This window comes from Mesorhizobium sp. M4B.F.Ca.ET.214.01.1.1 (genome assembly GCF_004791545.1).
Lineage (GTDB): Bacteria > Pseudomonadota > Alphaproteobacteria > Rhizobiales > Rhizobiaceae > Mesorhizobium > Mesorhizobium abyssinicae.
The window spans coordinates 98,477-123,477 of sequence record NZ_SRUX01000010.1 but is presented as its reverse complement, the minus strand read 5'-3'; the positions used below and the strand labels follow the sequence as shown (position 1 = coordinate 123,477).

Below are 25,001 nucleotides of genomic sequence, written 5' to 3'. Positions count from 1 at the left end.
GACCCCAGATGAGCATCCTGCAGAAGCTCGTGCTTGCCTCGGGTTCGCCGCGCCGCATCGAGCTGCTGCAGCAGGCCGGCATCGAGCCGGACCGCGTGCTGCCGGCCGATGTCGACGAGACGCCGCTGCGCGCCGAGCATCCGCGCTCGCTGGCCAAGCGGCTTTCCAAGGACAAGGCCGAGAAGGCGTTCGCCTCGCTGAAGAGCGAGGACGACTATGCGCCCGGCTTCGTGCTCGCCGCCGACACGGTGGTGGCGGTCGGCCGCCGCATCCTGCCCAAGGCCGAGACGATCGACGACGCCGCGAACTGCCTCGGCCTGCTCTCCGGCCGTTCGCACCGGGTCTATTCCGGCATCTGCCTGATCACGCCGGGCGGCAAGTTGCGCCAGAAGCTGGTCGAGACCCGCGTACGCTTCAAGCGGCTGCCGCGCGAGGAGATCGACGCCTATGTCGCCTCCGGCGAATGGCGCGGCAAGGCCGGAGGCTATGCCGTGCAAGGCCTCGCCGGGTCCTTCGTCGTCAAGCTGGTCGGCTCCTACACCAACGTCGTCGGCCTGCCGCTCTACGAGACGACGGCCCTGCTTGCCGGCGAGGGCTTCAAGGTGCATGCGAGCTGGCTCACCGCGCGCCCATGAGCCTGGACGACAAGGTCACGCCGCTGCGCCCCCGGCGCCCCTGCCCCGAATGCGGCAAGGCATCGGTGCGCGAGCACTATCCGTTCTGCTCGGCGCGCTGCAAGGACATCGACCTCAATCGCTGGCTGAAGGGCGCCTATGTCATCCCTGGCCGCGACGCAGAGGAAGAAGAAGGCGAAGCGCCGGAGCAGGGCCAGTCGCCCAAGGACGAGCCGTAAGCGCACGATATCAGCTGTTTTGCCGCCGTCTTTCAGTGGTTTTCTTTTCCCGGCTGAAATCCGCGCTTAGGCGCTGGACAGGCTGAATTCCCGTGCTATAACCCACGCGCTTTCAAGGGGCGCCGGCGGCGCCTTCGAGAAATCCGGCCTGCGAAATCTCGCTTGCCGGCGAGGCCCAGATAGCTCAGTTGGTAGAGCAGCGGACTGAAAATCCGCGTGTCGGTGGTTCGAATCCGCCTCTGGGCACCATCCCCTCCTCTCCCGACACTCCCTTTCGCCGAATCTTCTACGCTTCTGTTTGCACAAACAACTGAAATCGTTCATCTTTTTGGGAAGGATGGCGCGATTGAGCGCGTTTCATGGAATTTCGGCGTATTTGGTCTAACGAGGCGGAGGGCTGGTATTTCCGTTGGTACTGGACATCCTGATGGTATCGAAACAGCCAAAGGGAGGTGTCCCACAAATGGCCCTTTCCGACGTGAAATGCCGAAATGCCCGTCCTGCTTCCAAGCTATTGAAATTGTCTGATGGTGGCGGGCTCCAGCTCTGGGTGCAGCCCACCGGATCCCGCCTATGGCGCCTCGCCTATCGATTTGACGGCAAGCAGAAGCTTCTGGCGTTGGGCAGCTATCCCCTTATTTCGCTCGCCGAAGCACGCAAGGCGCGCGATGACGCCAAACGTCTCCTCCTCACTGGCATCGATCCCGCGCAGGAACGCAAGTTGCGAAAGGTCGGTTCGGCAAAGGACAGCTTTCGATCAATCGCCGAGGAATATGTGGACAAGCTGAAGAAAGAGGGACGTGCCGACCGGACTATCACCAAGGTCAAATGGCTACTCGACTTCGCCTATCTCACCTGTGGGCACAAGTGCATTCGGGACATTGATGCGGCCACTATCCTTGCTGCCCTTCGTAGCGTGGAGGTGCGCGGTCGATACGAGTCGGCCAGGCGGCTGCGCTCGACCATTGGCAGCGTCTTTCGATACGCCATCGCCACTGCACGCGCCGACACTGACCCCACGTCCGCGCTGAGGGGCGCTCTCATCAGGCCAACGGTCACGCCGCGTGCCGCCATTACCGATCCGAAGGCATTCGGCGGCTTGCTGCGTGCGATCGAGACATTCGACGGACAGCCCGCAACCCGAGCGGCTCTGAGGTTGATGGCGCTGCTGTTTCCCCGCCCCGGTGAGCTTCGCGCTGCCGAATGGGGGGAGTTCGACTTCGAAAGTTCGGTATGGACTATCCCGGAAGCGCGAATGAAAATGCGACGACCGCACCGCGTTCCTCTTTCAACGCAGGCTTTGGATATCCTGGCCGAGCTTAAAAAAATCTCCGGCGCTGGGACGCTGCTGTTTCCAAGCGTGCGATCGCCTTCTCGTCCGATTTCCGACAATACACTCAACGCCGCCCTGCGTCGCATGGGTTACAGCAAGAATGAAGCAACGGCCCATGGCTTCCGAGCAACGGCATCAACTCTGTTGAACGAATGCGGCAAGTGGCATCCAGACGCCGTAGAGCGACAGCTGGCTCATATTGAAAATAACGACGTTCGGCGCGCCTATGCCCGGGCGGAGCACTGGGAAGAGCGCGTCAAGATGATGCAGTGGTGGGCAGATTATCTGGAAAAAATTGAGAACGCCGGAACGCGCGGGTAAACTCAATCAGATGCGGGCAGCCAGCTGTCCGGCACGTATCGCGAACGTCCGGTTTACGCTGCATAGCGGCCGTTGAGGCCTGCGTTGCCGCTCTCCCGAAGCGGACATCCCTGGGGAACCTGGCGGCCTGAAGGCGGAATGGGTGATCCGACGAAGGCCGAGAGCGCTGCGATCTAGCGAGGGCTGGAACAAGGCATGGTTCAAGGCCAGTGCCGGAGCGCCGCGCTAGCTGATTCCACACTTGTTGAAGCCGACATGATGGGAGACCTATCTAAGGCCCATGTCCACACGCCAGAAAATGGATGCAGCTGCGAATTTGATCGAAGGGTGGACGCTCCCGTCTGCGGCCACGCTTGGGTCATCGGTCCGAGCCAGAGGGATCGTTCGCGAAGTGCGAGCCCACCTGCCTTTGGCGGCGAAAAAGCTGCTCGGTATCGAGGTCGGGGCCTTGCGCATGCCGGAAGGCGCCTATGGCGATTTCCGGACTGCGTCGGCGATTGTGTCCAAAACGCTGGAAGGCATCGAAGGCCTGCCCGTAATTCCCCGTGAAGTCGAAGACATCCTGACGATCTCTTCGGCAGAGCGGCACCGGTGGCTCAAGGACGGCCGCTTGCAAAGCACAGGCACACGTACGGTGAAACTTCGTGGTCGCGCAAGGAAGGTAACTTTTCACGTGTTTGACCCACGTCACATCGAGGACGTGCTCGATCGCGACTTGGTTACGGTCTGGCGCGAGGACGACGCGATAGCTGCTGCAGAGAATAGGCGGCGGGCCGCCGGAAAGGCCGCCCTGAAGCGTGCGCAAAAGAGCGGCCGCAGGGCCGCGTCTGCGCCTGACAGCACTCGGGACGAGGTGTCACGTCAGAAACTGAAGGGCTGGGACGAATTCGAGAGTGACGGACTTCTGCGCTGATTCAGCGAAAAAAGATTCTTTCGCTGCTCCTGCCCACTACGACCGCACTGGCCCGAATCCTGATCCGGGTCGCGCGCCTGACCTCCGGGAGTCAATGGGCGTAAACAGTCCGCGAGTCTGGTTCCGGCCCAGGTAGGCGACAGTAACGGGCCGCCATATCGGCCGTTCACCACGGGCGACACCATTTCCCGAAAGCAGCGAGCCGTTGGCGCGCGTCATCGGTATCCCTTTTAAGTCCCAGGGGATACTGTTGCCGCCCATCAGCCGTCTTATCGGTATGGCGAAGCCGCTGATCTGTGTTAAGCCGCCGCCCGAACAGCCGAAGGAGTACACCCGTGAGCGAGCCGACCGTGGCCGAGGCGACCGACAGCATCTATGCATCGCTCCGGGCGAACAATGCCGACATCGATGCAAATATCGCGGCGCTCAAAGCGGCGCTGACGCGAGAGGGGATAGAACAGGCGGTGCTCGATCCGACCAGGCTGGCGCAGAACAACCGTTCGAGCCGCAAGGTGATGCAGGCTTATTTTCGGCAGCGCGGCGTGACGTGAGGTGGGCCAATTCATGGAACACGAGCCCTGCAAGATACGTTTCATCTTGGCTGAGCATGGTGCTTAGCAGCGGGTCACTTGACCAGCCAAGCGTGCAAAATGCAGTGATGCCCGTCAGATAGACGTCCAGGCCCTGCCTCTGAAGTGCGACAGCGGTTTCAATCGCAGACCTTTTGGAGAAGTATCCTCGGTACGGAACGCATCCGAACACCGGAAAGCACCATGTTCGTGGCGTCAGCGAGAATTCCGACGCTGCGAAGACGGCCCATGTCACGGCGTCCCGACCAACGTTGACATGGCTGCGGTAGCTATTGTTGTCTGGAAGCGCTAGTTCATCTATCGCAAACTGTCGGATGGCGCTCGCCGATTCCATTCGAGCGCGTAATGTCCCAGGGATCGAAGGATCGTCGATCAGCTCTTCGACATCCTGGCGCGCCGCCATGATCTCCACGTGACCCTTCAAGGATTGTGCGTAGTAAGAAATGCTGGTGCAACCTGCCAGGCTGGACATCACGATCATCGCAGCAACCGAACGAAAAAATGCACGCATCACGGTTGCCCACGGCATTTGCTCACACGTCCGGATAGGGCAAACGTCGCAACTACGCCCGGTCCCAAACAGTGGCTCCAATTTGGTTGATGTCCTGGATGGGGGTTTAGGTTAGACGTTCGTCTTCGGCAAGATTGTCACAATGTGGTCATTCGCTGCCAAATTGCCGAATGTCCGCTATAAGCCGGACACGGCGACGTGGAACTATCCGCCTAGGAGGTCTTTTTCTCCTGAAGCTTCCGGTCGCATCCGGCCCAACGCTGTTGGTCCGCAATGCGCCCACGTCGGCCATAGACGCAAATTGTCTCCTCCCAGGAAGTAGTCGTTGCCGATGACCATGCTCCAGGTCGTAGTCGCGCTAATAGCTGCCATTGGGAATCGTTCCGCGAAGATAGTTCGGGGAAGCTGAACGACGACCGTGCAAGCGGCCTGCCGAGGCCGTCGAAATTGTCTTCGAAATCGTTCCTATTGTCGAAAAGTCCGCTCTCGCCCTCTAGGCGGCCTGCTCGCAGAGGAAAACTTCACAACTAATGCACAGTGTGTCACAATCTGAATAGGGAGCCTGGGGGGAAATATGGACGAGCCGCGTCTAGGTCTACGCGGCGCTTACGAGGCCTTATTCCGATCGCGCGGATTATCGCTCCCTGATGGGCGCCCACTTTATCGCTACCGATTCAGCCGACAAGAGTTCGAGGGCGTTCGGGAGGTCCTAAAACGCCATGGACCGACCGCGCTGAACGACTCCCATGGTCAGGCTTTGTTCGTTGCTTTCACAGCCGAGTGGTATCGCCGGGAACGCGCCGGGGGGGCTTGGGACTGGATCAGACCCTTAGCTGTCCTTGGAATTCGATATCACGCGAATGATTCGGCCGCCGACGTGCGCTACGCGGTGGTGCGGGAAGCCGCCGAAGCTGGCTTGAAACGGTGGCGACGCCCTCAGCCGACCGACGTGCCGCTCCTCTTCGGCGTAGTGCGCGAGGCGGGTTTTCCAGCTGCTGCCATCAAAGAGGGAACCTTGGGGTTATGGCTGAAGCGCAGCATCTTGGCGATCGAAATGGGCTTCACACCTGCCGAGGCCGTCGCAAGTGAGGCATGGCGGGCGGGCGAAACGCTTGTTCAGGCGCTGGTGGAGCCAGCCGTGGCGCTGTCCACGGTAATCGTTCGTTTCCGTCAACAATTGCCGCCCCTCCACGAACGAAATGACCGAGATCCCGTGCTCCACCTGGATTCTGTGGTGCCTGCTTGGCGCAACGATCTGCCTTTTGACTTGGAGGAAGGCGATTTTCGATCTCTGGTGGAAGACTTGGTCCGGACCCGGCGCGTCGAAGGGGGAGCCCTGGCGGCAAGCCGATTGCTGCGGCGCACCGCCGAAGGGTGGGCGCCGCGGGCCGAACTCACCTTGTCAGGTGAACTCGACGTGGTCCGAACATCTCCCCAATTGCAGGCAGCGATGGAAGGTGCCACTCGGCTGCGCATCTTTCCGCGGGGTGATCTGCCGGGTTTGAACCGGCCCATCGCCGTGCTGGAACAGGTGGAATCAGACGAGGCGACAGCGTGGGAGTCCCGTCCGCTGGTCAAGGCGTTCGAAGTTCCCGCTCGCCTGAACCAGGCAATTAGGTTGGCGGCAGTTGCAGGGGAGACCTTAGTCGAAGAGTTCACCGCGTTTGCCGGCGAGCCGGTAGACGCGCCTGTCCTCCTCTTCCAGCCAGATCCTGGCGTCGATTTTGAGAACGCGCTTGAACTAAGATTCATTGGCAGTTCGCCCTTTCGAAGCACTCGGCCATGGCTGGCTATGGCTGTAACGCAGGAGGCTCGTTCAGCACTGAAGTTCGAACAGCCTCCTTCTGACTTGGGAGACTGCATCCTCGATGGACGCTGTCTTCTGGCCTTCGTCGGGCAAGCTTCGCTCGACCTTGGTGATGGGCGTCTCACGTGGCGTAGCGCGGCCGAGCGCGAGGATACGAAGCGACTGATCCTCACAGGAGAGACTCTACGGCGGGTGCGCGAGACGGTGTTCCTAGGGACGCCAAAGGCTTGGCTTTCGGATGGTCAGCATCACACGCTGGTTTCGTCGGAAGACCTAATTTGGCGGTCGTTGGGGAGAGGCTCGTGGCGTTCTTCGAACAAACACGCGCCCCTGGGCAGGGTCGAGATCGCAATGAGGCGGGGCGGTGAACTGGTCGCTTGGACCTGCGCCGACGTTGCGCCGCGTGAATTGGTGCTATCGGGAGAACCGCGAACCCACTCGTTGAAAATCGAGAATCTGCTCGGGGCCAGCGTTGCGGCGAAGGGCGGTCAGATCCTTCCGATCTCCAGGAATGGTGATGACGCGCGCGTCGATCTTCGACTCCACACCCCAGGCGCGATGCTACACGTGGCGCTGCGATGGGACACCCAACTCGACCTAACGCTCGCTGATCCGATTGCCGAGCCGCTCCTGTTGACCCCGGACATGCGGCCCGCCGTAAGCCGGGCCCAGATTTCGATCGATCGACTGCATGGGTTCCGCCTGTTGGCGCCTGGCGGTCGCGACCTATGGCTGGTGGTTCGGCAGGGCGCAGGACAGCCCGTGCAGGCCACGCGTCGTATCGACGGTCTCGTCCCGCTATCGGCCTTTCAAGACGAATTGCGGGATCTCCTTGGTAGCTTTCCGGACCTCGATGCGGAGGTGCGCCTGAGCTGGGCCGGTCGAGGTGACCACTTCGCCGAGATCGCCTGGTACGACGAAGACCAGCCGCTGGTGGCCGAGAAAGGCATTTCGCCGTTCTCGGGCCTTTCGAGTATCCTTGGTTGGAATCTGGATGCGCTAGCGCTGACGCAGCCTACCGCGAAACTCTCCAACAACCTTCCACGCCTTTCCTTGCAGGAATTGCAGACGCGACTCCTGCAAGAGCTCGGTCCGGGCCCCTGGCTGATCTTCGGGCGAACCAATGACGGGACCTCGCTCAGACCGAAGGTGGTCGCCCAACCACCGGGCGACGACGATCGTGGAAGTGCGCTTCGTCTGGCCTTCAGGATCGCACGACGTGACGCCCGGGACGATGCATTTGCTACAGTGTTAAAGCACCCGGAAGCCTTGAACCGCGCTGATCTCCGCCTCTTGGTCGATCTGAGCGTGGCCGCGCGGGATCGCAACGTGCCCGTGCCGGCGATCGATGCCCTGCGGTCACTTTGCCGTGCCCCCCAGGCGGCTCCGTGGATCCTGTCGACCTGCGACACTCTTGAGGAGCGCGACGCCGTGATCCGGCTACAAAGTGAGTTACCCTTCCTCTGGTGCGCAACGGAAGTCGAGCACTGGGTGTCTGCGTTTCGAACGAGAATTGACGAGTTGGAGCGCCGCCTGGAACGGTTGGAACTACCGACTGCCGACGCAGGGCGCAATGTGGCGGCCGCCCTCGGCCAAATCGCTGATCTGGAGCCCGGGCTAGCGACTCATGCGTGGATCACCTTCCTATTGGTCGCGCCACGAGCAGATTTGGAACCCGGCCTCATCGGAAGGCTATGCCGGCGTCCGAAGGAAACGCTTCGGGAACTCGCCGAAGCGTTCGTGACTCGTCAGAGTGAGCATCGCGAGCCACCGACCGGATTGCATCTCGCGGGGCTCCTGCCAGAGCGACGCGAGCTTTGGGAGCGGTACGACCCAGCCTTCGCGGATTTGATCGCTGCTCCCCTAGTGGCGGCGCGAATGGCGGCCGGCAAACTCCATCAAAACCCGCAGGTTGTCGGACGATGTCGGGCCGCTTGGCTCCACGACCGTCAGCTCTTCGAGAGCGCTCTCGCCGTCGCCCTTGGACGCGAGACTATAGACCCCGGCACCACCCAACGAATGGACCTGTGATGGAAATCGAGAGGCTTCTGGCGCGGCTGCCACGCGATGCTGCAGATGCGATTGTCGGTATGGCTCGACTCCGTTCAGTCGATCTCAATCGGCATCTGCGTGAGGGCTTGGGTGCGCGCGCTGGTCAGCCTAACTCGGCCCTCTCCGAACCGTTTGTCGAAGGCGCTTATCCCTGGTTGCCGTTAGAGGGCGGTTGGGGCGGATTGCCGGCTGGCCTTTTGCACCCAAGAACGCTCGAAGTTCTGCGTGAAGTCGCATACCCGCCCTACACCCACCAGGTGGACGCTTGGAAGCAGCTTTGCGGCGAACGCGCCGCTTCGGTGATCGTGTCGAGCGGCACAGGCTCAGGGAAGACAGAATGCTTTTTGACACCGATTTTGGATGGGCTGGTTCGATCCTCCGATAGCGGTGCAAAACCGCTCGAAGGAGTGCGCGCGCTGATGCTCTATCCGCTCAACGCACTTATCGCCAGCCAGGAGGAGCGGCTGTCAAAGTGGTTCGCCCCCTTCGGCGGAGCGCTGCGCTACTGCCTCTACAATGGCGACACGCCGGAGAGTGTGCGGAGCACCGCCGCGCGTGGGGAACCTTCGGCGCCGAAGACGACACACAAGACGATGCGCCGCTGACCACATCCCCGGTCGTGAACCGCCGATATTTAGGGGCGCGCGGGGCACGGCCGTCAGCGAACCTCACGACCGGCGCCCTGACAACAAACGATGAAATTTCAATCCTGGCGACCGTGAACTCGGACGAACAACTGTCGTCGGATCTGAAAGTCACCTTTGCCGATTTTCGTGAGAGCGGCAGCTTCCAAGAACTCGATGACCTGGTGCTTGGGCAATATGCCTCGCGACACAAAGACGCCGAGCGATTGCGACGCAAACTTGAGAAAGAGCTCGAAGACAACTTCGCCGCACAGTTCGATCTGCGGCGCTTGAATGGCTTCCTCCGCCAGTACCGCGCAGACAAGACCGAACGTTCCGCGCTGGCGAAGCGCCGGACCGATCGGGACAAGGCATTGAAGGTTCAGCAATTGATCGCGGATCTCGGCAACGCGCCGAGGATTTCGAAGGAAATGAGGAGCGTCTTCGCAGAGAATCTAAGCAATCTGATTTCTTCAAGAGAGCCTTATCAACATCTCTGGCATTCCGGCGACATTCATCGACGAGGGTCGGCGGCACTCGATCATCCCAAGAAGACGATCACACTGTTCGCCGCGGGCAGGAAGGCAGCCAAACTCGCGCCAGAACGGGGTTACGAGCAGATGCGTCAGCTAGCGCTCGGTATTCCTGGCGTGGGCGTGAATATGATCACGGCGATTCTCTGCACCTTCGCCCCGAAGCGGTACGCTGTCTTCAACGGCAATACCTCCGGCGCCCTAGCGGCGATCGGCATTGGCGCGCCTCGAAGTCCAACTGTCGCAACGCTGTCGGCCGAACGATACACGCAATTGTGCGCTACCATCGACGCGCTGCGGAGGCGCATCGGTGGCGCTGATTTCACGGACGCCGACGCGTTTCTCAACTGGCTGTATTTCAAGACGAAGCCTTCCAAGCGCGCGCATGAGGGAGGCGCCCCAAAAACCTCACCTTGCGTGTCGCGGCCACGCCAAGTTGTCCGGCAGCACCGCGCCTCTAATCGGCCGTTCAGGCAGAGTTTGCCTTCACCGAAAGCGGGCAGTCCGTTCGAGTGAACCACATGGCCCATAGTGCCCCAATCGAACGAATCTCGCTTCTATGGCGTGACCCGAACGGCGCTCTCAGCACGCCCACGGCATCAGAGTTGTCAGCTGGAAATAAATGCGCCAGGTGAGTAGCGCCCCGAGCCCGCAGACGACAAGGATGATGCCAAGGACGAATCGGTGAAGTGTAATCCGGTTTTCCAGCTTGCGATAAAGAGGGAGGAACTCCGCGGCGACGACCGAGTAATCGCCCTTCAGCTTGGTCTTCTGTCGGGTCAGATCGTCGTCTATCGTCGACAGCGTCAGCAGCTGGTTGACGATGGCAAACGCCAGGAGGGCAACGAACAGCGTTGCACCGAGCGAGATGGCGAGGTTTGCCCAGAAATTCACGTCGCATTGAGTTGCGGGCTTGAGCTGCGTGGCGATGATCACACTCGCGACGGGAATGCCCATTATCTGGTTCTGGATGTCATGGAATGTCTTATGGATCTTACCGGTGTAGTCCGCGATGGCCTCTTCCGCCTTCCCCCGGATCTTGTCGTACGAGAACTCCGACGCGAACAGCCTATAGCTGTCCTCGCACTTTGTGACGAAGTCCCGAAAGTGTCGAAGAAGGTACCTGAAGCGCTCGCCTTCGGGATGGGTGCGACACGTCTCGATGAGCGTGGTAGCAACGATCGCAGCCTTCTGGTCCTTGTGCACCTTCTGCATGACGAAGTTCTCGAACTCGTCGACCAGTATGGAGTTTACGGAGACAAGGTCCGATGACCTGAAGTCTACACGGACCATCAGCCGGATCGAGCCGAGGAACAGCATCTCCGCCTGGTACGGGTCGAGAAACGCAGCCGCCTCTTTTAAGGTGCGGACCAGGCGCAATGCGTTCCGGTAGCGCGCGACGGCGTCGGGAACGACGGTATCGTTGTAGGCGAACCTCTCCTCGATCAGGTAATAGCGCTCCGGCTCGGCTATGCGGTTGCGACGGTTCTCGAGCAGCCGGTCGAGGGTGAGCGCGAGGAAGCCAAGTCCTGTGCGTGGAGCGCCGATTTCGACGCTAACTGTCGCGCCTATGACGACCGCCGACGCTGAGTCGACCGTGAATGCCGCGTCGTCGAAAGCCTTCTCATCGCTTTCAATCTGCTTCAGCGTTTCCACAATGCTGTAATCGCGGACCGTCAACTTTCCCGCGGAGCCATCTTTCGAGAACTCCGTGTTGCGGTAGAGTGCTATCAGCTGGTCGAACGTGATCATGAGGCTACGCTACTCCTGATCGTGTTCCAGTCTTTCGATCAGGTCGGGAGGGAGTTCCGTGAAGGTCAGGGTCTTCTTGTCGTCGTTATAGACGATCTTGCCGTCGGTAAGGGCTTGCCGATTGAATTCGACCGACCAGAGCCGCGTCTTCGCGGAGAACTTCACCATCGGCGACAGCGCTCGCTTCTTCGGAACGAAGCCGTCGCCAAGTCCGACATCCGGATCTCCGAGCGATTTGGCGAGTTCTTTCGGGTTCTCTGGAAAGAGCTCGTTGGAGAATGTCTCGAGATCCAAAGGCTCGTTGTCCCGGATGTATCGCTGGCAGATGTCGTACGCCTTCTGCAGGAAAGCTTGCTTGTCCTTCACGAAGCCCTTCGCCGGCTCGGCGAAACCGTTCAGCACGCGCACCAGTGTCCTGGTATCCTCGAGGTCCTGAACGGTGCTGTCGCAACCGAGGAACTCCTTGAAGTACTCGGCGACGTTCCCCTTGCCCTTTAGGAAGCCGATGTAACGGTCCGCCGAGTTAGTCCATGCCGTCATGTTGATCCGGCCGGCGAAGCGGAAGCCGTCGAGGTCGAGGTGTTCGACTGACGCGATGTCAAAGCTTTTGGTGAGCGCCGCACCGAGCTTGTCGTTGATGATCGCCACTAGCAGAAACCGTTGCTCGTCCTTCTCGAGATGCGCGAAAAGGACGTGACCGCCCGTCGCCCCGGGCTTTCGGCGCGCCTGAACGGTCAGTGTCGTCATCAGCTTGGCCGTGAGCGTGGCGAAGTCCTTGAAGTCGCCCTTCCGGAACTCGTCAAGATAGGTCTGTGCCGGATAGTTGTCGGAGCTTGCCGCGAAGCGCCCGTGAGACTTCGAGGCGCGGCTCGCATACATGGCGTGCAGCTCGCCGACCACGCGCTCCACCGTTTCCGAGACCTTGAGGTGCGCGTTACCCGACACCGTTTCAAAACTCTCGGAATTCCTCTTCAGGTCGTGCACCGCGACCTGAATGACCTGCTCGACCATCGAATCCTCCCCCTCGTGATGGCAGTTATGCGAGACGTGAGGGCCCGAACGCAAGTGTTCGAAGGATTAGCAGACCGAATATCCACGCCATGCGTGTCGAAAGGCGGAACGTCTTTCGATCCGCTCATGGCCTACGATCGCAGCGCGGTTTGGATCTTCTTCCACTCAGGAATTTCATCGAAATGGTACTTACGCAGCCTCGTGAAAAGATCGAACGCGTGAAGGGTTCTTAGGATTAAGAGCGGGGCATTGAACGACGCCATTAGCACGCCCGAGAGAGTATCTTGCCGTTCAGCGAGCAACGCCTTGAGAACGACGATCTCGTTGCCGGGGTCTACGATCCAGGCTCCGGCATTGGCAACGAAGGTCACCGACACGGAGTCGGCAGCCGGGTGACCGATCTCGCAAAGTTTCGCGTAGGAACGGCTTTATGCCGGGAATCTTCATTCCATCCACGTGGTCGACGTACTGGAAGGTCTGCATCGCCTTGCGACTGCCGGTGTCTTTTCGGTCTTCAGCACCTTCCGGGCACGCGTGAAGTGTATCAGCGTGTCTTCCAACTCCTTAGCGGACAGCATGGGCTCCCCAGCCTGACCCGAAATCTCGGCTCGTATCGCATCCTTGTTGTAGGCGAGCGTCCGGGCCACTGGTCCCAGGCTGTGGTTTATATCGCCTGCGGATTCGATCAGGCTTCTACACGCCGACGCGCAGCCATATAGACTTCCCGCCTCATGTTCGCGGACCGCCACCTTGATCCACCTGGACGTACGGAACACCGATGCGACCGAAGCCATATGCGCCCGGTACAGCATCTCCGTCCAATAGATGTGCCCCATGTACGCCCGCCCGATCGATTCGTCGCGAGCCCTGTATTCGAAATCCGACAAGTCCTTGAAAGTGTACCTGTCTCTCATCAGATCAGGCGCAATGTCGTTGACGATGCGGCCGTAGAGTTCGGAATTCTTCCGAACACTGCGGACTTTTCTTAATGTCCAGATCGAGAGCTGGTGTCGAGGGCGAAACTTGGACCATGCAGCGATCGTCTTTCAAACACATCCTAACAGAGAAGCCGGACGCCATGCGAAGCACGTCGGTGACCGGCTGCTTTCGTATCTTCATTCGCCAAGACCCGACCGCCTACTGTCGGCCCAAACGGGACGTCTGAGTAGTGGCTCGCTGATCGCCACTCCTGGCGCAAAGCTGCCAATCGTTGTGCGGCGCCCTCGTCGACTTCGATCGACGAGCCGAAATTGCCTTGCTCCATCTAAAGTTTGAGCGATGAGTTAAAACCGATATGATTAGAAATATCGGTTTCAGCACCAAAGAGTGGCAACTCTGCGACGGCGGTTTTTCGACGGTCCTCGGGATAACGGCTCCGATTTCGACACTGAGGGAGGGTGCGCAAGAGGGCCAGCGGGATGTCGCAGGTGGTTAGCCCCGGTCGTGCACAATGCAATGTAGCCGTCCACCGACTTGCCCCACGAGTCCGCTTAGAAACGCTCTCCTCCCGTGATCCACAGTCCACACGTTGCTACCAGTTTACGCCGCACGAGCTAGTCAGGCCGCTTCCGCTTAACGAGGCTCTTCTTATTTTAGCCCAACACGATCTGCTCGCAGCGAAATGGCAACTAGGATGCGGCTTTGTGCTTCGACACCAACCCGCCCGGAGTATCAGGACCGAGGCAGCGTCCATGAAGAGTGACGCAATCTCGTATCCCCCACGAGGGCTATCTCGTGAGGAAGCAGCTCGTTACATCGGTGTCGGATCGACGCTTTTTGACGAGATGGTTGCCGATGGGCGTATGCCAAAGCCCAAGCGCATCAATAGCCGCGCTGTCTGGGATCGTGTAGCCTTGGATATCGCTTTCACCTCGTTGCCGGACAAAGACAGCGGCCTTCAAGAGCTGTTGGAACGAAGCAAACGGGGCGTGGAAAAAAGATAGCAACTACGCTCGTTGCGTATACGCTGCAGGCGTAGTACGATGATAGCCCGTGCGGAAGGCATGATGTGAACGAGAATGAGAAACTTGCGCAAGACGTGAAAGCATGGCGGGCAAAGGAAGGGTTTACTGCCGAAGCCGCGGCCAAGGTACTGGGAATACCGAGGCGCACCTTTGAAGGCATAGAGCAAGGAAGAGGGTTTCGTTACCCGGTGCTCCTGCGCGTTGCCATCAAAAGCAAAACCCTTTCGCTACGGGCGAGTCTGAAAGGGTCCCCCGGACTGAAAGGAGCATTTGATGGCTCGGCCATTTAAGGATGCCCGTTACCCTGGGGTATCTTCGCGCCTCAAGAACGGCAAGCTAATCTATCGCTACCGCGCAAAGGGCATGCCTGAAATCCGCCTTCCCGGTAAGCCCGGCGATCCCGAGTTCGAGGCGGCTTACGAGAAGGCCACGCAGGGTCAAGGCAAGAAGGCAGTTATCGTCGATTTGCCCGGTCGGGCACTGCCAAAAACCTTTGGTCATGCCGCGCGCCGGCTTGAAACGACAATGGAGTGGTTGGGCTTTGATGAAGCCACGCAGCAGAAGAATGCGCGACTGATTGAGCGTTTTCTCAACCTGCCGGTCGATCCCAACTACCCACTCACCTGGCGCAATACTCCTGTTGAACATCTCGACGCGGATCGGCTTCGCGCCATCATTGAAGGCATCTTCAGGACGAACCGCACAGTCGCCAAACACACGTTGGTCGCCATCAAGAAGCTTCTATGGGTCGCGACCGATGTCGAAAAATGGATCAAGCCGCAGGATGATCCGTCGCTATCTATCCGCGTGCGGGTGCCCAAATCGACCAAGAACCCAGCTTGGCCAATTGCGATGCGCGAAAAGTTCGAGGAGCGACACCCCATCGGTACAGCCGCGCGCACCTGCTATGCACTGGGGTTCTGGCTTGGAAATCGGCGCGGCGATATCGCTGCTCTTGAGTGGGACGATCTTTTAACCGAAGAGATCGAACTGTTCGACGGCTCGCTGGTGCTAATCGAGGCCTTTGATTTCCGCCAGAAGAAGAACCGCAACCGCCATGGCGGGCGGGAGATGTTCATTCCAGTCGTAGACAAACTAGCAACGGCCTTGGACCTGCTCGATCGCTCGAGAGGCGGCACGGTCTTAAAGAACGCCTATGGCAGGTCATTCTCGGAAAAGAGCCTGACCGGCATGATGCAGCACTGGACGCGGCAGGCGGGAATTCCAAGCGGCTACACGCTTCATGGCCTGCGCCGCACCTTCGGCACCTACCTCGCTGAATGCAACATCCAGGCGCGCGCCATCATGGAGGCGATGGGTCATTCCTCCATGACGGTAACAGATGAGTATGTGCGTGAGGCCAATAAGAAGCGGATCGCGGTTGATATTGCTCGTGCCATCAACGAGCGCGAGGCCAAACGCGACGCCATGAAGCGGCGGGCAAACCTCCGCATCGTCAGATAATCAAATCGAGTCGGAACAAACCGGGACCACGGTCCTGCTTTGGGCCCATAATGGGCCCAAAACGTTTTGGGCCGAGGGCACTTTTTGTGAATAAAAACAATGGTTATGGTGGGCCCGGAGGGACTCGAACCCCCAACCAAGCGGTTATGAGCCGCCGGCTCTAACCATTGAGCTACAGGCCCCACGCGGCTGGCTTAGTGTTTTTCCCTCATCGGCACAAGGCTTTCCGGGCGGGCTGGCAGCGATCGCCCAAATCAGCCCATATTCGCGCTCTAGTTGCCAGATGCGACTGGTTCGCAGACCGAGGAGATTTTCATGACCAGACATCTTTTGCCCCTCATGCCGCTGGCGCTTGCTGCCGCCATCGCCTTCCCGGCGGTGGCTGGCGCCGCCGATTCGCAAGCCACGCCCCGCATCGTCGTGTCGGGCGAAGGCCAGGCGACCGTCGCCCCCGATCTCGCGCTGTTGACGCTCAGCGTCATGCGCGAGGCCAAGACCGCGCGCGCCGCGCTCGACGCCAACAACGACGCCATGGCGGCGGTAATCGCGGCGATGAAGTCGTCCGGCATCAAGGACCGCGACCTGCAGACGGCGGGCATCCAGATCAATCCGCGCTACAACTACACCAACAAGCCGGACGGCAGCCAGGAGGCCGAACTGGTCGCCTACCAGGTGACCAACACGCTTTCGGTGCGCATCCGTGACATCGACAAGACCGGCGACATCCTCGACAAGGCGGTGTCGCTCGGTGTCAACCAGGGCGGTGGCATCACCTTCTCCAACGAAGACCCGTCCGCCGCCGTCACCGAGGCTCGCAAGAAGGCGGTCGCCGATGCCATGGCCAAAGCCAAGACGCTTGCCGACGCCGCCAGGGTCAACCTGGGGCGGGTCCTGGAGATCACCGACCAGAACATCGCGCCGCCGCCGATGCCGATCAACGCCAAGGCCTTCGATGCCGCGGGCGCGTCGGTCCCGGTGCAGGCGGGCGAGAATTCTTACGCCGTGCAGGTCACCGTCACCTTCGAACTGAAGTGAGCGTGGTCCGGCCGGCCTGCGCCGGCGGGGCCGGACGCAGGATCCGGCCGGTTGCGACCGGCGCCTGCCGCGCATGAAAAACCCCGGAGGACCAGTCCTCCGGGGTTCTTCTTGAGCCGCACCCTTCCGCCCTGGCGGAAAGGGGCTCTGCTAGGCGTTCAAGCCGGGGCCGGCTTGTGTTCCTCAGCGATAGATGATCGGGCAGCCGCGCACATTGGCGAATACCACCACCACGCGATCGCCGTACTGGCGGCCAGCGACCTTGACCGTGCGGCGGTCGATGTCGACGATGCGGACGCGGTGCAGGCCCATGCGCTCGGCCTTGTCCAGCGCGCGGTCCGGCGAACAGCCGCGGCGGCGCCACTCGCGATCACGGCGATAGCCATCGTCGTCGTCACCGCTATAGACGCCGAAGCGCGGATCCTGGTTGTTGCCGAAGCCGAGGTAGAGGCTGTCAGCATGGGCGGCGGGGATGGCGGTAAGCGCGCCGAGGCCGACAAGCGCCGAAAGGGCTGCCGTCTTGATGGTGTTGAGCATTGTCTTCTCTCCTTGTTGAGGGCTCTCGCCCGTCTGGTGAACCGATGGTGCGAGAATGCGCCTGCCTGTCTGAACTGTCTGCGAACCGTCCATTCATCTTCGGTTCATCTGGCAAGTCATCGGTTGCGGGCGGCCGGACCCCAAACGCCCCACGGCCCCGCCGGTTCCGGCCGAGGCCGCTCCGGCGCGTGGTATTTCCTACCGGTTTGCGGCGAAAATCGGTTCAAGGCCGGTCAAGATGCAAACCATCCGGGTTCGTCATCAAGATGCGAACCATCAGGGTTCGTCAGCGAACCCGTCAGGGTTCGTCGTCGAGCATATAGTCGAAATAGTCGTCCGGCCCGGCAAGGTCGGTCTCGCTGGCCTTGACCCGTCCGCGGATCGAGATGCCGGCCTCGTGCACGGTTTCGGCGCTTCCCGAAACCAGCCTGTGCCACCAGTAGAGGTCATGCCCCTCCGCGATCAACCTATAGGCGCAGGTCCTGGGCAGCCAGCGGATGGTGCGCACATTCTGCGGCGTCAGCCCGACACAGTCCGGAACCCGCGCCAGCCTGTTGGCATAGTCGGCACAGCGGCAGCTTTCGGCGTCGAACAGCCGGCAACCGACGCTCGTCCAGTAGATTTCGCCGGTATCCTCGTCCTCCAGCTTCGACAGACAGCATTTGCCGCAGCCGTCGCAAAGCGATTCCCACTCGGCCGGCGTCATCGCCTCGAGCGTCTTGGTTTTCCAGAATGGCGCACCCATTGCGCGGATGTGGCCCCGGCCGGCGCCGAGGTCAAGCGCGGCAGTGGCATAAATGAGACATGCATCATATGAAAAACACGAAGTTGCCTTCAAAACGCCGGTCAATCGTCCTTCGTTGCCGCTAATGCCCATGCGCCGGAACCAATCCGGATGATGCAAGTTTGGGCAGGGATGGGACCCCATAAGGAGAATTTGAGATGAAACGCCAACCACGGATTCTGGCAGGCACGGCGATCGGCCTGTTGATGGCATCCGCGCCGTTGGGCGCGTACCCGCTGCAGGGTGGTGCCGTTTTCGGCCCCGCGCAGCATGCCGCAGCGCCATTGATTCTGGCGCAAGCGAGCTGCGCCGAGGGCGAATCGGCCGAGGCCTGCGCGCAGAACCAGCAGGCTGAACCGGAACAGCCCAAGAAAAAGAAGCGCGAGCAGCAGCAGCAAACCGAATCCGCGCCGGCCGAGCAGGCCGCTCCCGAGCAGGAACAGAAGCCGCGCAAGCGCAAGGCCGAACAGCAACAGCAGCAAACGGAACAGGCGCCGGCCGAACAGGCAGCACCTGCCGTCGAAGAGCAGCAGCCGCGCAGGAAGAAGCGCAACCAGCAACAGCAGATCGAAGCGGCACCGGCCGAGCAGCCAGCTGAGCAGGCAGCTCCGGCAAACGACGAGCAGCCGGTCATGCCGCGCAAGAAGAAGCGCGAACTGCAACAGCAGATCGAGGCCGCGCCTGCCGAACAGCCCGCCGAGCAGGCAGCTCCGGCAAATGACGAGCAGCCGATCAAGCCGCGCAGGAAAAAGCGCGACCAGCAGCAGATCGAGGCAGCACCCGCCGAGCAGCCGGCCGAACAGGTCGCCCCGGCAAACGACAACAACCGCCAGGACAACCTGCGCAAGAAGAAGCGCAAGCAGGATCAGCAGATAGAGGCTGCGCCCGCCGAGCAGGCGCCGGCCAAACAGGCGGCACCCGCCGGCGAACCTGTCCCGCAGGCCGAACCGCTTCCTCAGCCCACAGAGCAGCAGGCGGCTCCCGCCCAGGGCGATCAGCCTCTGGACAAGAAAAAGCGCGGCAAGAAGACCATTGGCGAACAGCCGGTGACGGGCGAGCAGCCGGCCACTGGAGAACAGCAGCCATCGACGGCCGAACAACCAGCCAATGGCGGGCAGACCGTGACTGGCGAACAGCCGGCACAGGGCGAAAATCCGGCGGCCGAGGGCGAAGCCCAGGCTGACAAGAACGCGGCCCCCATCCTCGACAGCCAGAAGGATGTCCTGCGCAAACGCAAGGGCAAGAACCAAAACGGCCAACAGGGAGGCGAGAATGCGAATGGTGAGCTGAGCAACCAGCCCGCCCAGCAGAATGGCGAGCAGGCGCAGGCACCGAAGCCGGCTCCGGTCGACCAGGGACCCCCGCCCACCGACGACAAGTCGGCCCAGCAAGAGATCAAGCCCGAGAAGATCGTTCCGGTGACGGAGGAAAAGGGCAAACGCGTCGAGGTAGCGCCCGATGAGAACGTCCGCGACCGCCAGCGCCCGCAAGGCGTCAACGTCCTCAGGGAACTCGGCGATCGTGTCATCCTGCAGTTCAACAACCAGACGATCGTCGAAAGCAACGACGCCCCACGCATGCACCGCGGCGCTAGGAATGTCTACTACGAGGACCTCTCGGGCGGTCGCAGGCGCGAAATCGTCGAACGCGACAACGGCATTCAGATCGTCACCATCCGCAATCGTTACGGCGACGTCATCCAGCGCTCGCGCATCACGCCGGAAGGGCGCGAATATATCCTGAGCTATGTCGACGAACGGAACTATGAGGACGATGGCGACTGGCGCGATCCCGGCGACGACCTGCCGCCGATGCGGCTCAACATCCCGCGCCGGGACTACATCCTGGATTCGGAGGATGTCGAGGATGAAGGCGACTACTACACCTTCCTCGAGCAGCCGCCGGTGGAGAAGGTCCAGCGCCTCTACTCGATCGACGAGGTCAAGCGCTCGGCCCGTGTGCGCGACATCGCCCGCCGCGTCGACCTTGACACGCTGAACTTCGAGTTCGGTTCGGCCTCGATCTCCGATGAGGAGGTGCAGAAGCTCGACGGCGTCGCCAACGCCATGGAGAAGCTGCTGAAGAAGAACCCGGCCGAGACCTTCCTGATCGAAGGCCACACCGACGCCGTCGGCACGCCGGAAGCGAACCTCGCTCTGTCGGATCGGCGCGCCGAAGCGGTCGCCGAGGCGCTTACCAACGCCTTCGGCATCCCGCCCGAGAACCTGACCACGCAGGGCTATGGCGAGGAGTATCTCAAGGTCGACACCTCAGGGCCGAACCGTGAGAACCGCCGCGTCGCCATCCGCCGCATCACCTCGCTGGTGGCGCCGGTGGCCAGCAGCGAGAATTAACGAGCTGTTCCAGAAGCATAAGACGGCTTCTGGAATCAGGGTGACAACAGGAGCCCATCCCGGTTTGGCCGGGATGGGCAACGCGCCACGGGTTTGACGCTCAAGGAGAATTGAGCCCCGATTCGGCCGGCTTCATTGAATTGTCGGATTGATGTACCCAGATTCTCGACAGGGCGTTCCCTGCCCTGTCCCGACTCCAGCGGGACACATGAGCCCCGCCGGTCCCTTCCGGCGGGGTTTTGTTTTGGCCTTGCAAACAACTGCGGGTTGCCTGAAAAAACGCCACTGAAAGCAGGAGCGGAACAGCGCATGAAACGCCTCGAACTCGCCATCGAATCGATCATTCTCGCCACGCGCTGGCTGCTGGTCGTCTTCTATATCGGGCTCGGCCTTGCGCTCGCCATCTACGCGGTGTCGTTCGGCAAGAAGCTCTACGAGTTCGCTTTCAACGCCCTGACGCTCGGCGACACCGATACGATCCTGAAGATGCTCGGCCTGATTGACGCCGCCCTGGTCGCCTCGCTGGTGGTGATGGTGATCATCTCCGGCTACGAGAATTTCGTCAGCCGCTTCGACGAGAATGACGGCAAGGTGCACTGGCTGGGAACGATCGATGTCGGCTCGCTCAAGGTCAAGGTGGCCTCGACCATCGTCGCCATCTCGTCGATCCACCTGCTGCAGGTCTTCCTGAATTCCGTCTCCTACACGACAGACCAGCTGATGTGGCTGACCATCATCCACCTCGCCTTCGTCCTCTCGGCGCTGATGCTGGCCTATATCGACCGGCTGATGGGTTTGGCCAAAGGCAAGAAGGTTGAGGACTGAGGCCTCGCCCGCTGCCCCTCAGTAGATGGTTTTGATCTTGCTTTCCGTGCGGGCAAACACCTCGTCCGGCACGAAGAAGTCGCCGGCGAGAGGCCCTGTCGCGCCGGGCGCGTAGACGGAAAAATCGCTGACGCCCTCGGCGCGCAGCACCTCCTCGTCGATGTAGAAATTGCCGGTCGCCTCGCGCGACGGGCGCAGGAAGATCGCATGCGCGGCGTCGGCCATGATGTCGGGCGAACGGCTCATCGCCGCCACTGCCGCGCCGCCGAGCAGGTTGCGTACCGCGGCTGTGTCGATGGTCGAGATCGGCCACAGCGAGTTGACGGCGATGCCGTCCCTGGCGAACTCCGCGCTCATGCCCAGCGTGCACATCGACATGCCGAACTTGGCCATTGTGTAGGCGACATGGTTCTTGAACCATTTGGCCTTCATGTCGAGCGGCGGCGCCAGATTCAGGATGTGAGGGTTCTTTGCCAACTTCAGGTGCGGAATGCACATTTTGGAAACCAGGAAAGTGCCGCGCGTGTTGATCTGGTGCATCAGATCGTAGCGCTTCATGTCGGTCTCCAGCGTGCCGGTGAGCTGGACGGCGCTGGCGTTGTTGACGCAGATGTCGATGCCGCCGAACCGCTCGACGGTTCTCACGACTGCCTCGGCGACCTGCGCCTCCTCGCGTATGTCGCAGAGCACCGGCAGCGCCTTGCCGCCGGCCTGCTCGATCTCCTCGGCAGCGGTGTAGATCGTGCCCGGCAGCTTCGGATGCGGCTCGGCGGTCTTGGCGGCGATCGTCACATTGGCGCCGTCGCGCGCCGCGCGCAGCGCGATCGCCAGCCCGATGCCACGCGACCCGCCGGAGATGAACAGCGTCTTTCCCTTGAGCGACATCTTTCCTCCGCTTCCTTGACTACATCGCAGGCGCGAACCTTTGCGCGGCAGGCGACCAGAGCGCAAGGCCCGACCCGCCGCGAGCGGGTTACGCTGCGTCGGGTCCAGAAACGAGGCCAGGCGTGAGCACCGGAAGCGCAGGACGCCACCATTCGCAGGCCGGCCTCACCGGAATATCAATAGGCCCTCAGACCAGAACCAGTCCCTGCCGCATGGCAATGGCGATCGCATCGGTGCGATTGGCGGCGCCGAGCTTGATCAGGATCGCCGCGACATGGAACTTCGCCGTGTGCACGGAAATGCCGAGGCGCCGGGCGATCACCTTGTTGGGCGCGCCTTCGGCAAGCAGCGCCAGCACTTCCGCCTCGCGCGGCGAAAGCGTTGGCCGGGCAGCGTTCGTGTCTCCCGGCTCCTCTTCGAACGGGTCGCCGTCATGGAAGGAGAGGTCGTCGTGCCGACCGGTCAGCGGCCGGTCAGAGCCCGAAATGCGGTAGCCGGCGGCTGCAAGCCGCGCGGCAGCGGCGATCAGCAATTCGTCGGACGAAGCGGGCAGCACGGCAAGCACGCTGTCGGCGGGCTGTTCATGGCCGGGACGCCGCGACAGCAGCACCCTGGGCAGCGCAGCATCGATCGCCCTGCCCTCCAGGCCATCCTCGTCGATGATGGCGACATCCACGGCCTGTCCTGATCGGTTCCCGGCCATGACCGGCAGCAGATCGCCGGTTGCGGCGAGCGCCTCGGACAGTTGCTCGGCCCGCGCGGCGTTGCCGAGCGCGATCAGCACGGTCAGCCGCCGCTCCGCGGCGGCCTGATCCGCCTTCCTGTGGTTTGCTATCGCCGCGACCGCCATCATGCCCTCAGCTCAGCGGCTTCTCGCCGATGGTCACGGCAACATCGCGCGCCTCGCCGCCGCGCACGACGCCGAGCGTCACCGACGCCCCGGCGCTGTCCGGTCCGAGCTTGCGGATCAGGTCACGCGGACCCTGCACCGCTTCGCCGTTCCATGCCACGATTATGTCGCCGAGATGCAGGCCGGCGGCCTTGGCCGGACCGTTGTCGTCGAGGCTCATCACCATCGCGCCGTGGGTGTCGCTGTTGTGGACCGGATGCAGGCCGGCGCCGAGATAACCGCGTGCGACGTGCCCCTTCTCGCGCAGCGTCGCCACCGCCCGCTCGATCGTCTCGTAAGGCATGACCAGTGCCCGCCGGCGCGGCCCGAACAGGAGCATGCCGATCAGCCCGCCCCTGGCATCGAGCACGGGTCCACCCTCGAAGCGTGAGCCGGCGTTGACGGCGAGATTGATGCGCCGGTCGATCGTCCCGCCGCGCATCGAGCGCCAGGCCGGACCGACCTCGCCGACCGAACCGAACACGGCAAGTGCTGCGCCGTCGCTGTTGCCGATGGCGACGGCGACATTACCAGGCCGCACCGCATCCGCCTTGGCGAGTGAGGCCGTGCCTGCCGCGCCGGCGGGCTTCAGCAGGGCAACGCCGGTCGAGGGATCGCGGCCGACAAGCTCGGCCTTGACCGTCTCGCCCGAAGCCAGCGTCAGTTCGATCTCCTCGCCCGCCTCCACGACTTCCTCGGCGGTGACGAAATAGCCGTCGCGCCAGTGGAAGGCGCTCGCTGTCCGATGATGATGGGTTGCAAGGCTCGCCGTCGCCGGCGCGGCCGCTGCCGCGAGATCGGCGATTGCGTCGGAAAATGCGCTCAAATTGAAGTCGCTCATCATTGTTCTCCTGGGTTTGCGATTACCCAGATATCGCTCGACAGGACGCCGGCCGGTACTCGCCTCATGGCCAGTCGGCCGCGCGACTGGCCATCTGGTCAGGTCGCGGCCGAACGGGCCGCTCCGCACATATAATCATCCTTGCGCCTGATACCACGGAGCCCTTCCCATGGCCCTCGCCGCCGCCAAACTCCAATCCGACGAAGCCTTGCTCGACGCCTATTCGGCGACCGTCGCCGACGCGGTCGACCGCATCGGTCCCGCCGTCTGCCGCATCGAGCGTGTCGGCGGCGCCGGCGGCCATGGCTCCGGTTTCGTCATCACGCCGGATGGCCTGGTCGTCACCAACTTCCATGTCGTCGGCGACGCGCGCGCCGTGCGCGTCTCGATGCCGGACGGCGCGTCGCGCGAAGGCCGCGTGCTCGGCCGCGATCCCGACACCGACATCGCCCTGGTGCGCGCCGACGGCAGCTTCACCGATGTCGCGCCGCTCGGCGATTCCAAGCGGCTGAGGCGCGGCCAGATCGCGATCGCCATCGGCAATCCGCTCGGTTTCGAATGGACCGTCACCGCCGGCGTCGTCTCCGCGCTCGGCCGCTCGATGCGCGCCTCGACCGGACGGCTGATCGACGACGTCATCCAGACCGACGCGGCGCTCAACCCCGGCAATTCCGGCGGGCCGCTGGTGTCGTCGGCGGGCGAGGTGATCGGTGTCAACACCGCCATGATCCATGGCGCGCAAGGCATTGCCTTCGCCGTCGCCTCCAACACCGCCAATTTCGTCATTTCGGAGATCATCCGCTTCGGCCGCGTGCGCCGCGCCTTCATCGGCGTGTCCGCCGACACCACCAATTTGCCGCGCCGCGCCGCCCTTCTGTCGCAGGTCTCGAGCAGCACCGCCGTGCGCCTGCGCAGCGTCGAAAAGAACAGCCCGGCGGCAAGGGCCGGGCTGAAGGAAGGCGACATCATCGCCGCGATAGATGGCCGTCCGGTCACCGGCGTCGACGACCTCGTGCGCATGCTCGACGCCGAGCGCATCGGCCGCGAGACGCTTTGCACCGTGGTGCGGCGGACCGGCGTCAGCCAGGTCGCGGTGACGCCGGTGGCAAGGCCGAACTGAGCGA

The 25,001-nt window shown here is 62.0% G+C and carries 24 protein-coding genes, 2 tRNA genes and 1 pseudogene; 16 read left to right on the top strand and 11 right to left on the bottom strand.

Features of this window, described 5'->3' with window-relative positions:
• The first annotated feature begins 8 nt into the window (after window positions 1-8).
• The 6 genes from EN857_RS20530 to EN857_RS20505 all read left to right on the top strand — a co-directional run bounded on the left by EN857_RS20530 (window position 9) and on the right by EN857_RS20505 (window position 3,971).
• A complete protein-coding gene (locus EN857_RS20530; protein WP_126056548.1) occupies window positions 9-635 on the top strand; it encodes a Maf-like protein in 627 nt (208 codons plus the stop codon).
• On the top strand, window positions 632-853 hold the full coding sequence (yacG, locus tag EN857_RS20525) for a DNA gyrase inhibitor YacG (protein ID WP_127282867.1): 222 nt from the start codon (window positions 632-634) through the stop codon (window positions 851-853). The genes EN857_RS20530 and yacG overlap by 4 nt, the downstream gene beginning before the upstream one ends.
• Before the next feature lie 173 nt (window positions 854-1,026).
• Window positions 1,027-1,102, top strand: a tRNA-Phe gene (locus tag EN857_RS20520).
• A gap of 214 nt (window positions 1,103-1,316) precedes the next feature.
• On the top strand, window positions 1,317-2,507 hold the full coding sequence (locus tag EN857_RS20515; RefSeq protein ID WP_091595317.1) for an integrase arm-type DNA-binding domain-containing protein: 1,191 nt from the start codon (window positions 1,317-1,319) through the stop codon (window positions 2,505-2,507).
• Between the two features lie 280 nt (window positions 2,508-2,787).
• The gene (locus tag EN857_RS20510) at window positions 2,788-3,420 is read left to right on the top strand and encodes a hypothetical protein (RefSeq protein WP_091595110.1); all 633 of its coding nucleotides are present in this window, start codon (window positions 2,788-2,790) and stop codon (window positions 3,418-3,420) included.
• A 335-nt stretch (window positions 3,421-3,755) separates the two neighbouring features.
• Window positions 3,756-3,971 carry a hypothetical protein gene (locus EN857_RS20505; RefSeq protein WP_091595108.1) on the top strand — a complete coding sequence of 72 codons (216 nt, stop codon included), beginning with the start codon at window positions 3,756-3,758 and terminating at the stop codon, window positions 3,969-3,971.
• A gap of 10 nt (window positions 3,972-3,981) precedes the next feature.
• Here the strand turns inward: EN857_RS20505 and EN857_RS20500 are convergent.
• Window positions 3,982-4,482, bottom strand: a pseudogene (locus EN857_RS20500) (aminopeptidase); the annotation flags it as partial.
• Window positions 4,483-5,095: 613 nt separating this feature from the next.
• Between EN857_RS20500 and EN857_RS20495 the strand changes: the two are divergent.
• From EN857_RS20495 to EN857_RS20485, 3 genes are all read left to right on the top strand, one after another.
• Window positions 5,096-8,359 (top strand): STY4851/ECs_5259 family protein, encoded by a 3,264-nt coding sequence (locus EN857_RS20495; protein ID WP_206517015.1) that lies wholly within the window; start codon window positions 5,096-5,098, stop codon window positions 8,357-8,359.
• Window positions 8,359-8,985, top strand: a complete 627-nt coding sequence (locus tag EN857_RS20490) for a DEAD/DEAH box helicase (protein ID WP_135859054.1) — start codon at window positions 8,359-8,361, stop codon at window positions 8,983-8,985. Before EN857_RS20495 ends, EN857_RS20490 begins: the two co-directional genes overlap by 1 nt.
• Before the next feature lie 113 nt (window positions 8,986-9,098).
• Window positions 9,099-10,052 (top strand): hypothetical protein, encoded by a 954-nt coding sequence (locus EN857_RS20485; RefSeq protein ID WP_135859050.1) that lies wholly within the window; start codon window positions 9,099-9,101, stop codon window positions 10,050-10,052.
• 66 nt (window positions 10,053-10,118) lie between these two features.
• Here EN857_RS20485 and EN857_RS20480 read toward each other — a convergent pair whose 3' ends face one another.
• From EN857_RS20480 to EN857_RS20470, 3 genes are all read right to left on the bottom strand, one after another.
• Entirely contained in the window at window positions 10,119-11,288 is a 1,170-nt protein-coding gene (locus EN857_RS20480; protein WP_091595088.1) for a hypothetical protein, read from the bottom strand.
• Between the two features lie 9 nt (window positions 11,289-11,297).
• Window positions 11,298-12,299: a nucleoid-associated protein gene (locus EN857_RS20475; RefSeq protein ID WP_091595086.1), complete on the bottom strand. Its 1,002-nt coding sequence runs from the start codon at window positions 12,297-12,299 to the stop codon at window positions 11,298-11,300.
• 131 nt (window positions 12,300-12,430) lie between these two features.
• Window positions 12,431-12,676, bottom strand: a complete 246-nt coding sequence (locus EN857_RS20470) for a hypothetical protein (RefSeq protein WP_126034262.1) — start codon at window positions 12,674-12,676, stop codon at window positions 12,431-12,433.
• Window positions 12,677-13,990: 1,314 nt separating this feature from the next.
• On the opposite strand from EN857_RS20470, the gene EN857_RS20465 reads away from it, so the two are divergent.
• The 3 genes from EN857_RS20465 to EN857_RS20455 all read left to right on the top strand — a co-directional run bounded on the left by EN857_RS20465 (window position 13,991) and on the right by EN857_RS20455 (window position 15,727).
• Complete coding sequence (locus tag EN857_RS20465) at window positions 13,991-14,242, top strand: hypothetical protein (protein WP_091595315.1); 252 nt, start codon at window positions 13,991-13,993, stop codon at window positions 14,240-14,242.
• 65 nt (window positions 14,243-14,307) lie between these two features.
• Window positions 14,308-14,553 carry a helix-turn-helix domain-containing protein gene (locus EN857_RS20460; protein ID WP_236387255.1) on the top strand — a complete coding sequence of 82 codons (246 nt, stop codon included), beginning with the start codon at window positions 14,308-14,310 and terminating at the stop codon, window positions 14,551-14,553.
• On the top strand, window positions 14,537-15,727 hold the full coding sequence (locus EN857_RS20455; RefSeq protein ID WP_091595079.1) for a site-specific integrase: 1,191 nt from the start codon (window positions 14,537-14,539) through the stop codon (window positions 15,725-15,727). Before EN857_RS20460 ends, EN857_RS20455 begins: the two co-directional genes overlap by 17 nt.
• Window positions 15,728-15,833: 106 nt before the next feature.
• Here the strand turns inward: EN857_RS20455 and EN857_RS20450 are convergent.
• Window positions 15,834-15,909: transfer RNA gene (locus tag EN857_RS20450), tRNA-Ile, on the bottom strand.
• A gap of 133 nt (window positions 15,910-16,042) precedes the next feature.
• On the opposite strand from EN857_RS20450, the gene EN857_RS20445 reads away from it, so the two are divergent.
• Window positions 16,043-16,762 (top strand): SIMPL domain-containing protein, encoded by a 720-nt coding sequence (locus tag EN857_RS20445; protein ID WP_128346387.1) that lies wholly within the window; start codon window positions 16,043-16,045, stop codon window positions 16,760-16,762.
• A gap of 183 nt (window positions 16,763-16,945) precedes the next feature.
• Here EN857_RS20445 and EN857_RS20440 read toward each other — a convergent pair whose 3' ends face one another.
• The 3 genes from EN857_RS20440 to EN857_RS35825 all read right to left on the bottom strand — a co-directional run bounded on the left by EN857_RS20440 (window position 16,946) and on the right by EN857_RS35825 (window position 19,573).
• Window positions 16,946-17,299 (bottom strand): hypothetical protein, encoded by a 354-nt coding sequence (locus tag EN857_RS20440; RefSeq protein ID WP_127283572.1) that lies wholly within the window; start codon window positions 17,297-17,299, stop codon window positions 16,946-16,948.
• 298 nt (window positions 17,300-17,597) lie between these two features.
• Window positions 17,598-18,044, bottom strand: a complete 447-nt coding sequence (locus EN857_RS20435) for a YcgN family cysteine cluster protein (RefSeq protein ID WP_127283573.1) — start codon at window positions 18,042-18,044, stop codon at window positions 17,598-17,600.
• Window positions 18,045-18,145: 101 nt separating this feature from the next.
• On the bottom strand, window positions 18,146-19,573 hold the full coding sequence (locus tag EN857_RS35825; RefSeq protein WP_245493376.1) for a hypothetical protein: 1,428 nt from the start codon (window positions 19,571-19,573) through the stop codon (window positions 18,146-18,148).
• Between EN857_RS35825 and EN857_RS35820 the strand changes: the two genes are divergently transcribed.
• On the top strand, window positions 19,502-20,437 hold the full coding sequence (locus EN857_RS35820) for an OmpA family protein (protein ID WP_245493377.1): 936 nt from the start codon (window positions 19,502-19,504) through the stop codon (window positions 20,435-20,437). The two genes, EN857_RS35825 and EN857_RS35820, sit on opposite strands and share 72 nt — an antisense overlap.
• A 309-nt stretch (window positions 20,438-20,746) precedes the next feature.
• Window positions 20,747-21,262 (top strand): TIGR00645 family protein, encoded by a 516-nt coding sequence (locus EN857_RS20425; protein ID WP_127283575.1) that lies wholly within the window; start codon window positions 20,747-20,749, stop codon window positions 21,260-21,262.
• Between the two features lie 18 nt (window positions 21,263-21,280).
• On the opposite strand, the gene EN857_RS20420 is transcribed toward EN857_RS20425, so the two are convergent.
• From EN857_RS20420 to EN857_RS20410, 3 genes are all read right to left on the bottom strand, one after another.
• Window positions 21,281-22,147, bottom strand: a complete 867-nt coding sequence (locus tag EN857_RS20420) for an NAD(P)-dependent oxidoreductase (protein ID WP_128274129.1) — start codon at window positions 22,145-22,147, stop codon at window positions 21,281-21,283.
• Window positions 22,148-22,334: 187 nt separating this feature from the next.
• Entirely contained in the window at window positions 22,335-22,997 is a 663-nt protein-coding gene (locus EN857_RS20415) for a helix-turn-helix transcriptional regulator (RefSeq protein ID WP_127283578.1), read from the bottom strand.
• 7 nt (window positions 22,998-23,004) lie between these two features.
• Window positions 23,005-23,877: a S1C family serine protease gene (locus EN857_RS20410; protein ID WP_127283577.1), complete on the bottom strand. Its 873-nt coding sequence runs from the start codon at window positions 23,875-23,877 to the stop codon at window positions 23,005-23,007.
• Window positions 23,878-24,046: 169 nt separating this feature from the next.
• Between EN857_RS20410 and EN857_RS20405 the strand changes: the two genes are divergently transcribed.
• The gene (locus EN857_RS20405) at window positions 24,047-24,997 is read left to right on the top strand and encodes a trypsin-like peptidase domain-containing protein (RefSeq protein WP_127308816.1); all 951 of its coding nucleotides are present in this window, start codon (window positions 24,047-24,049) and stop codon (window positions 24,995-24,997) included.
• Window positions 24,998-25,001: the final 4 nt, after the last annotated feature.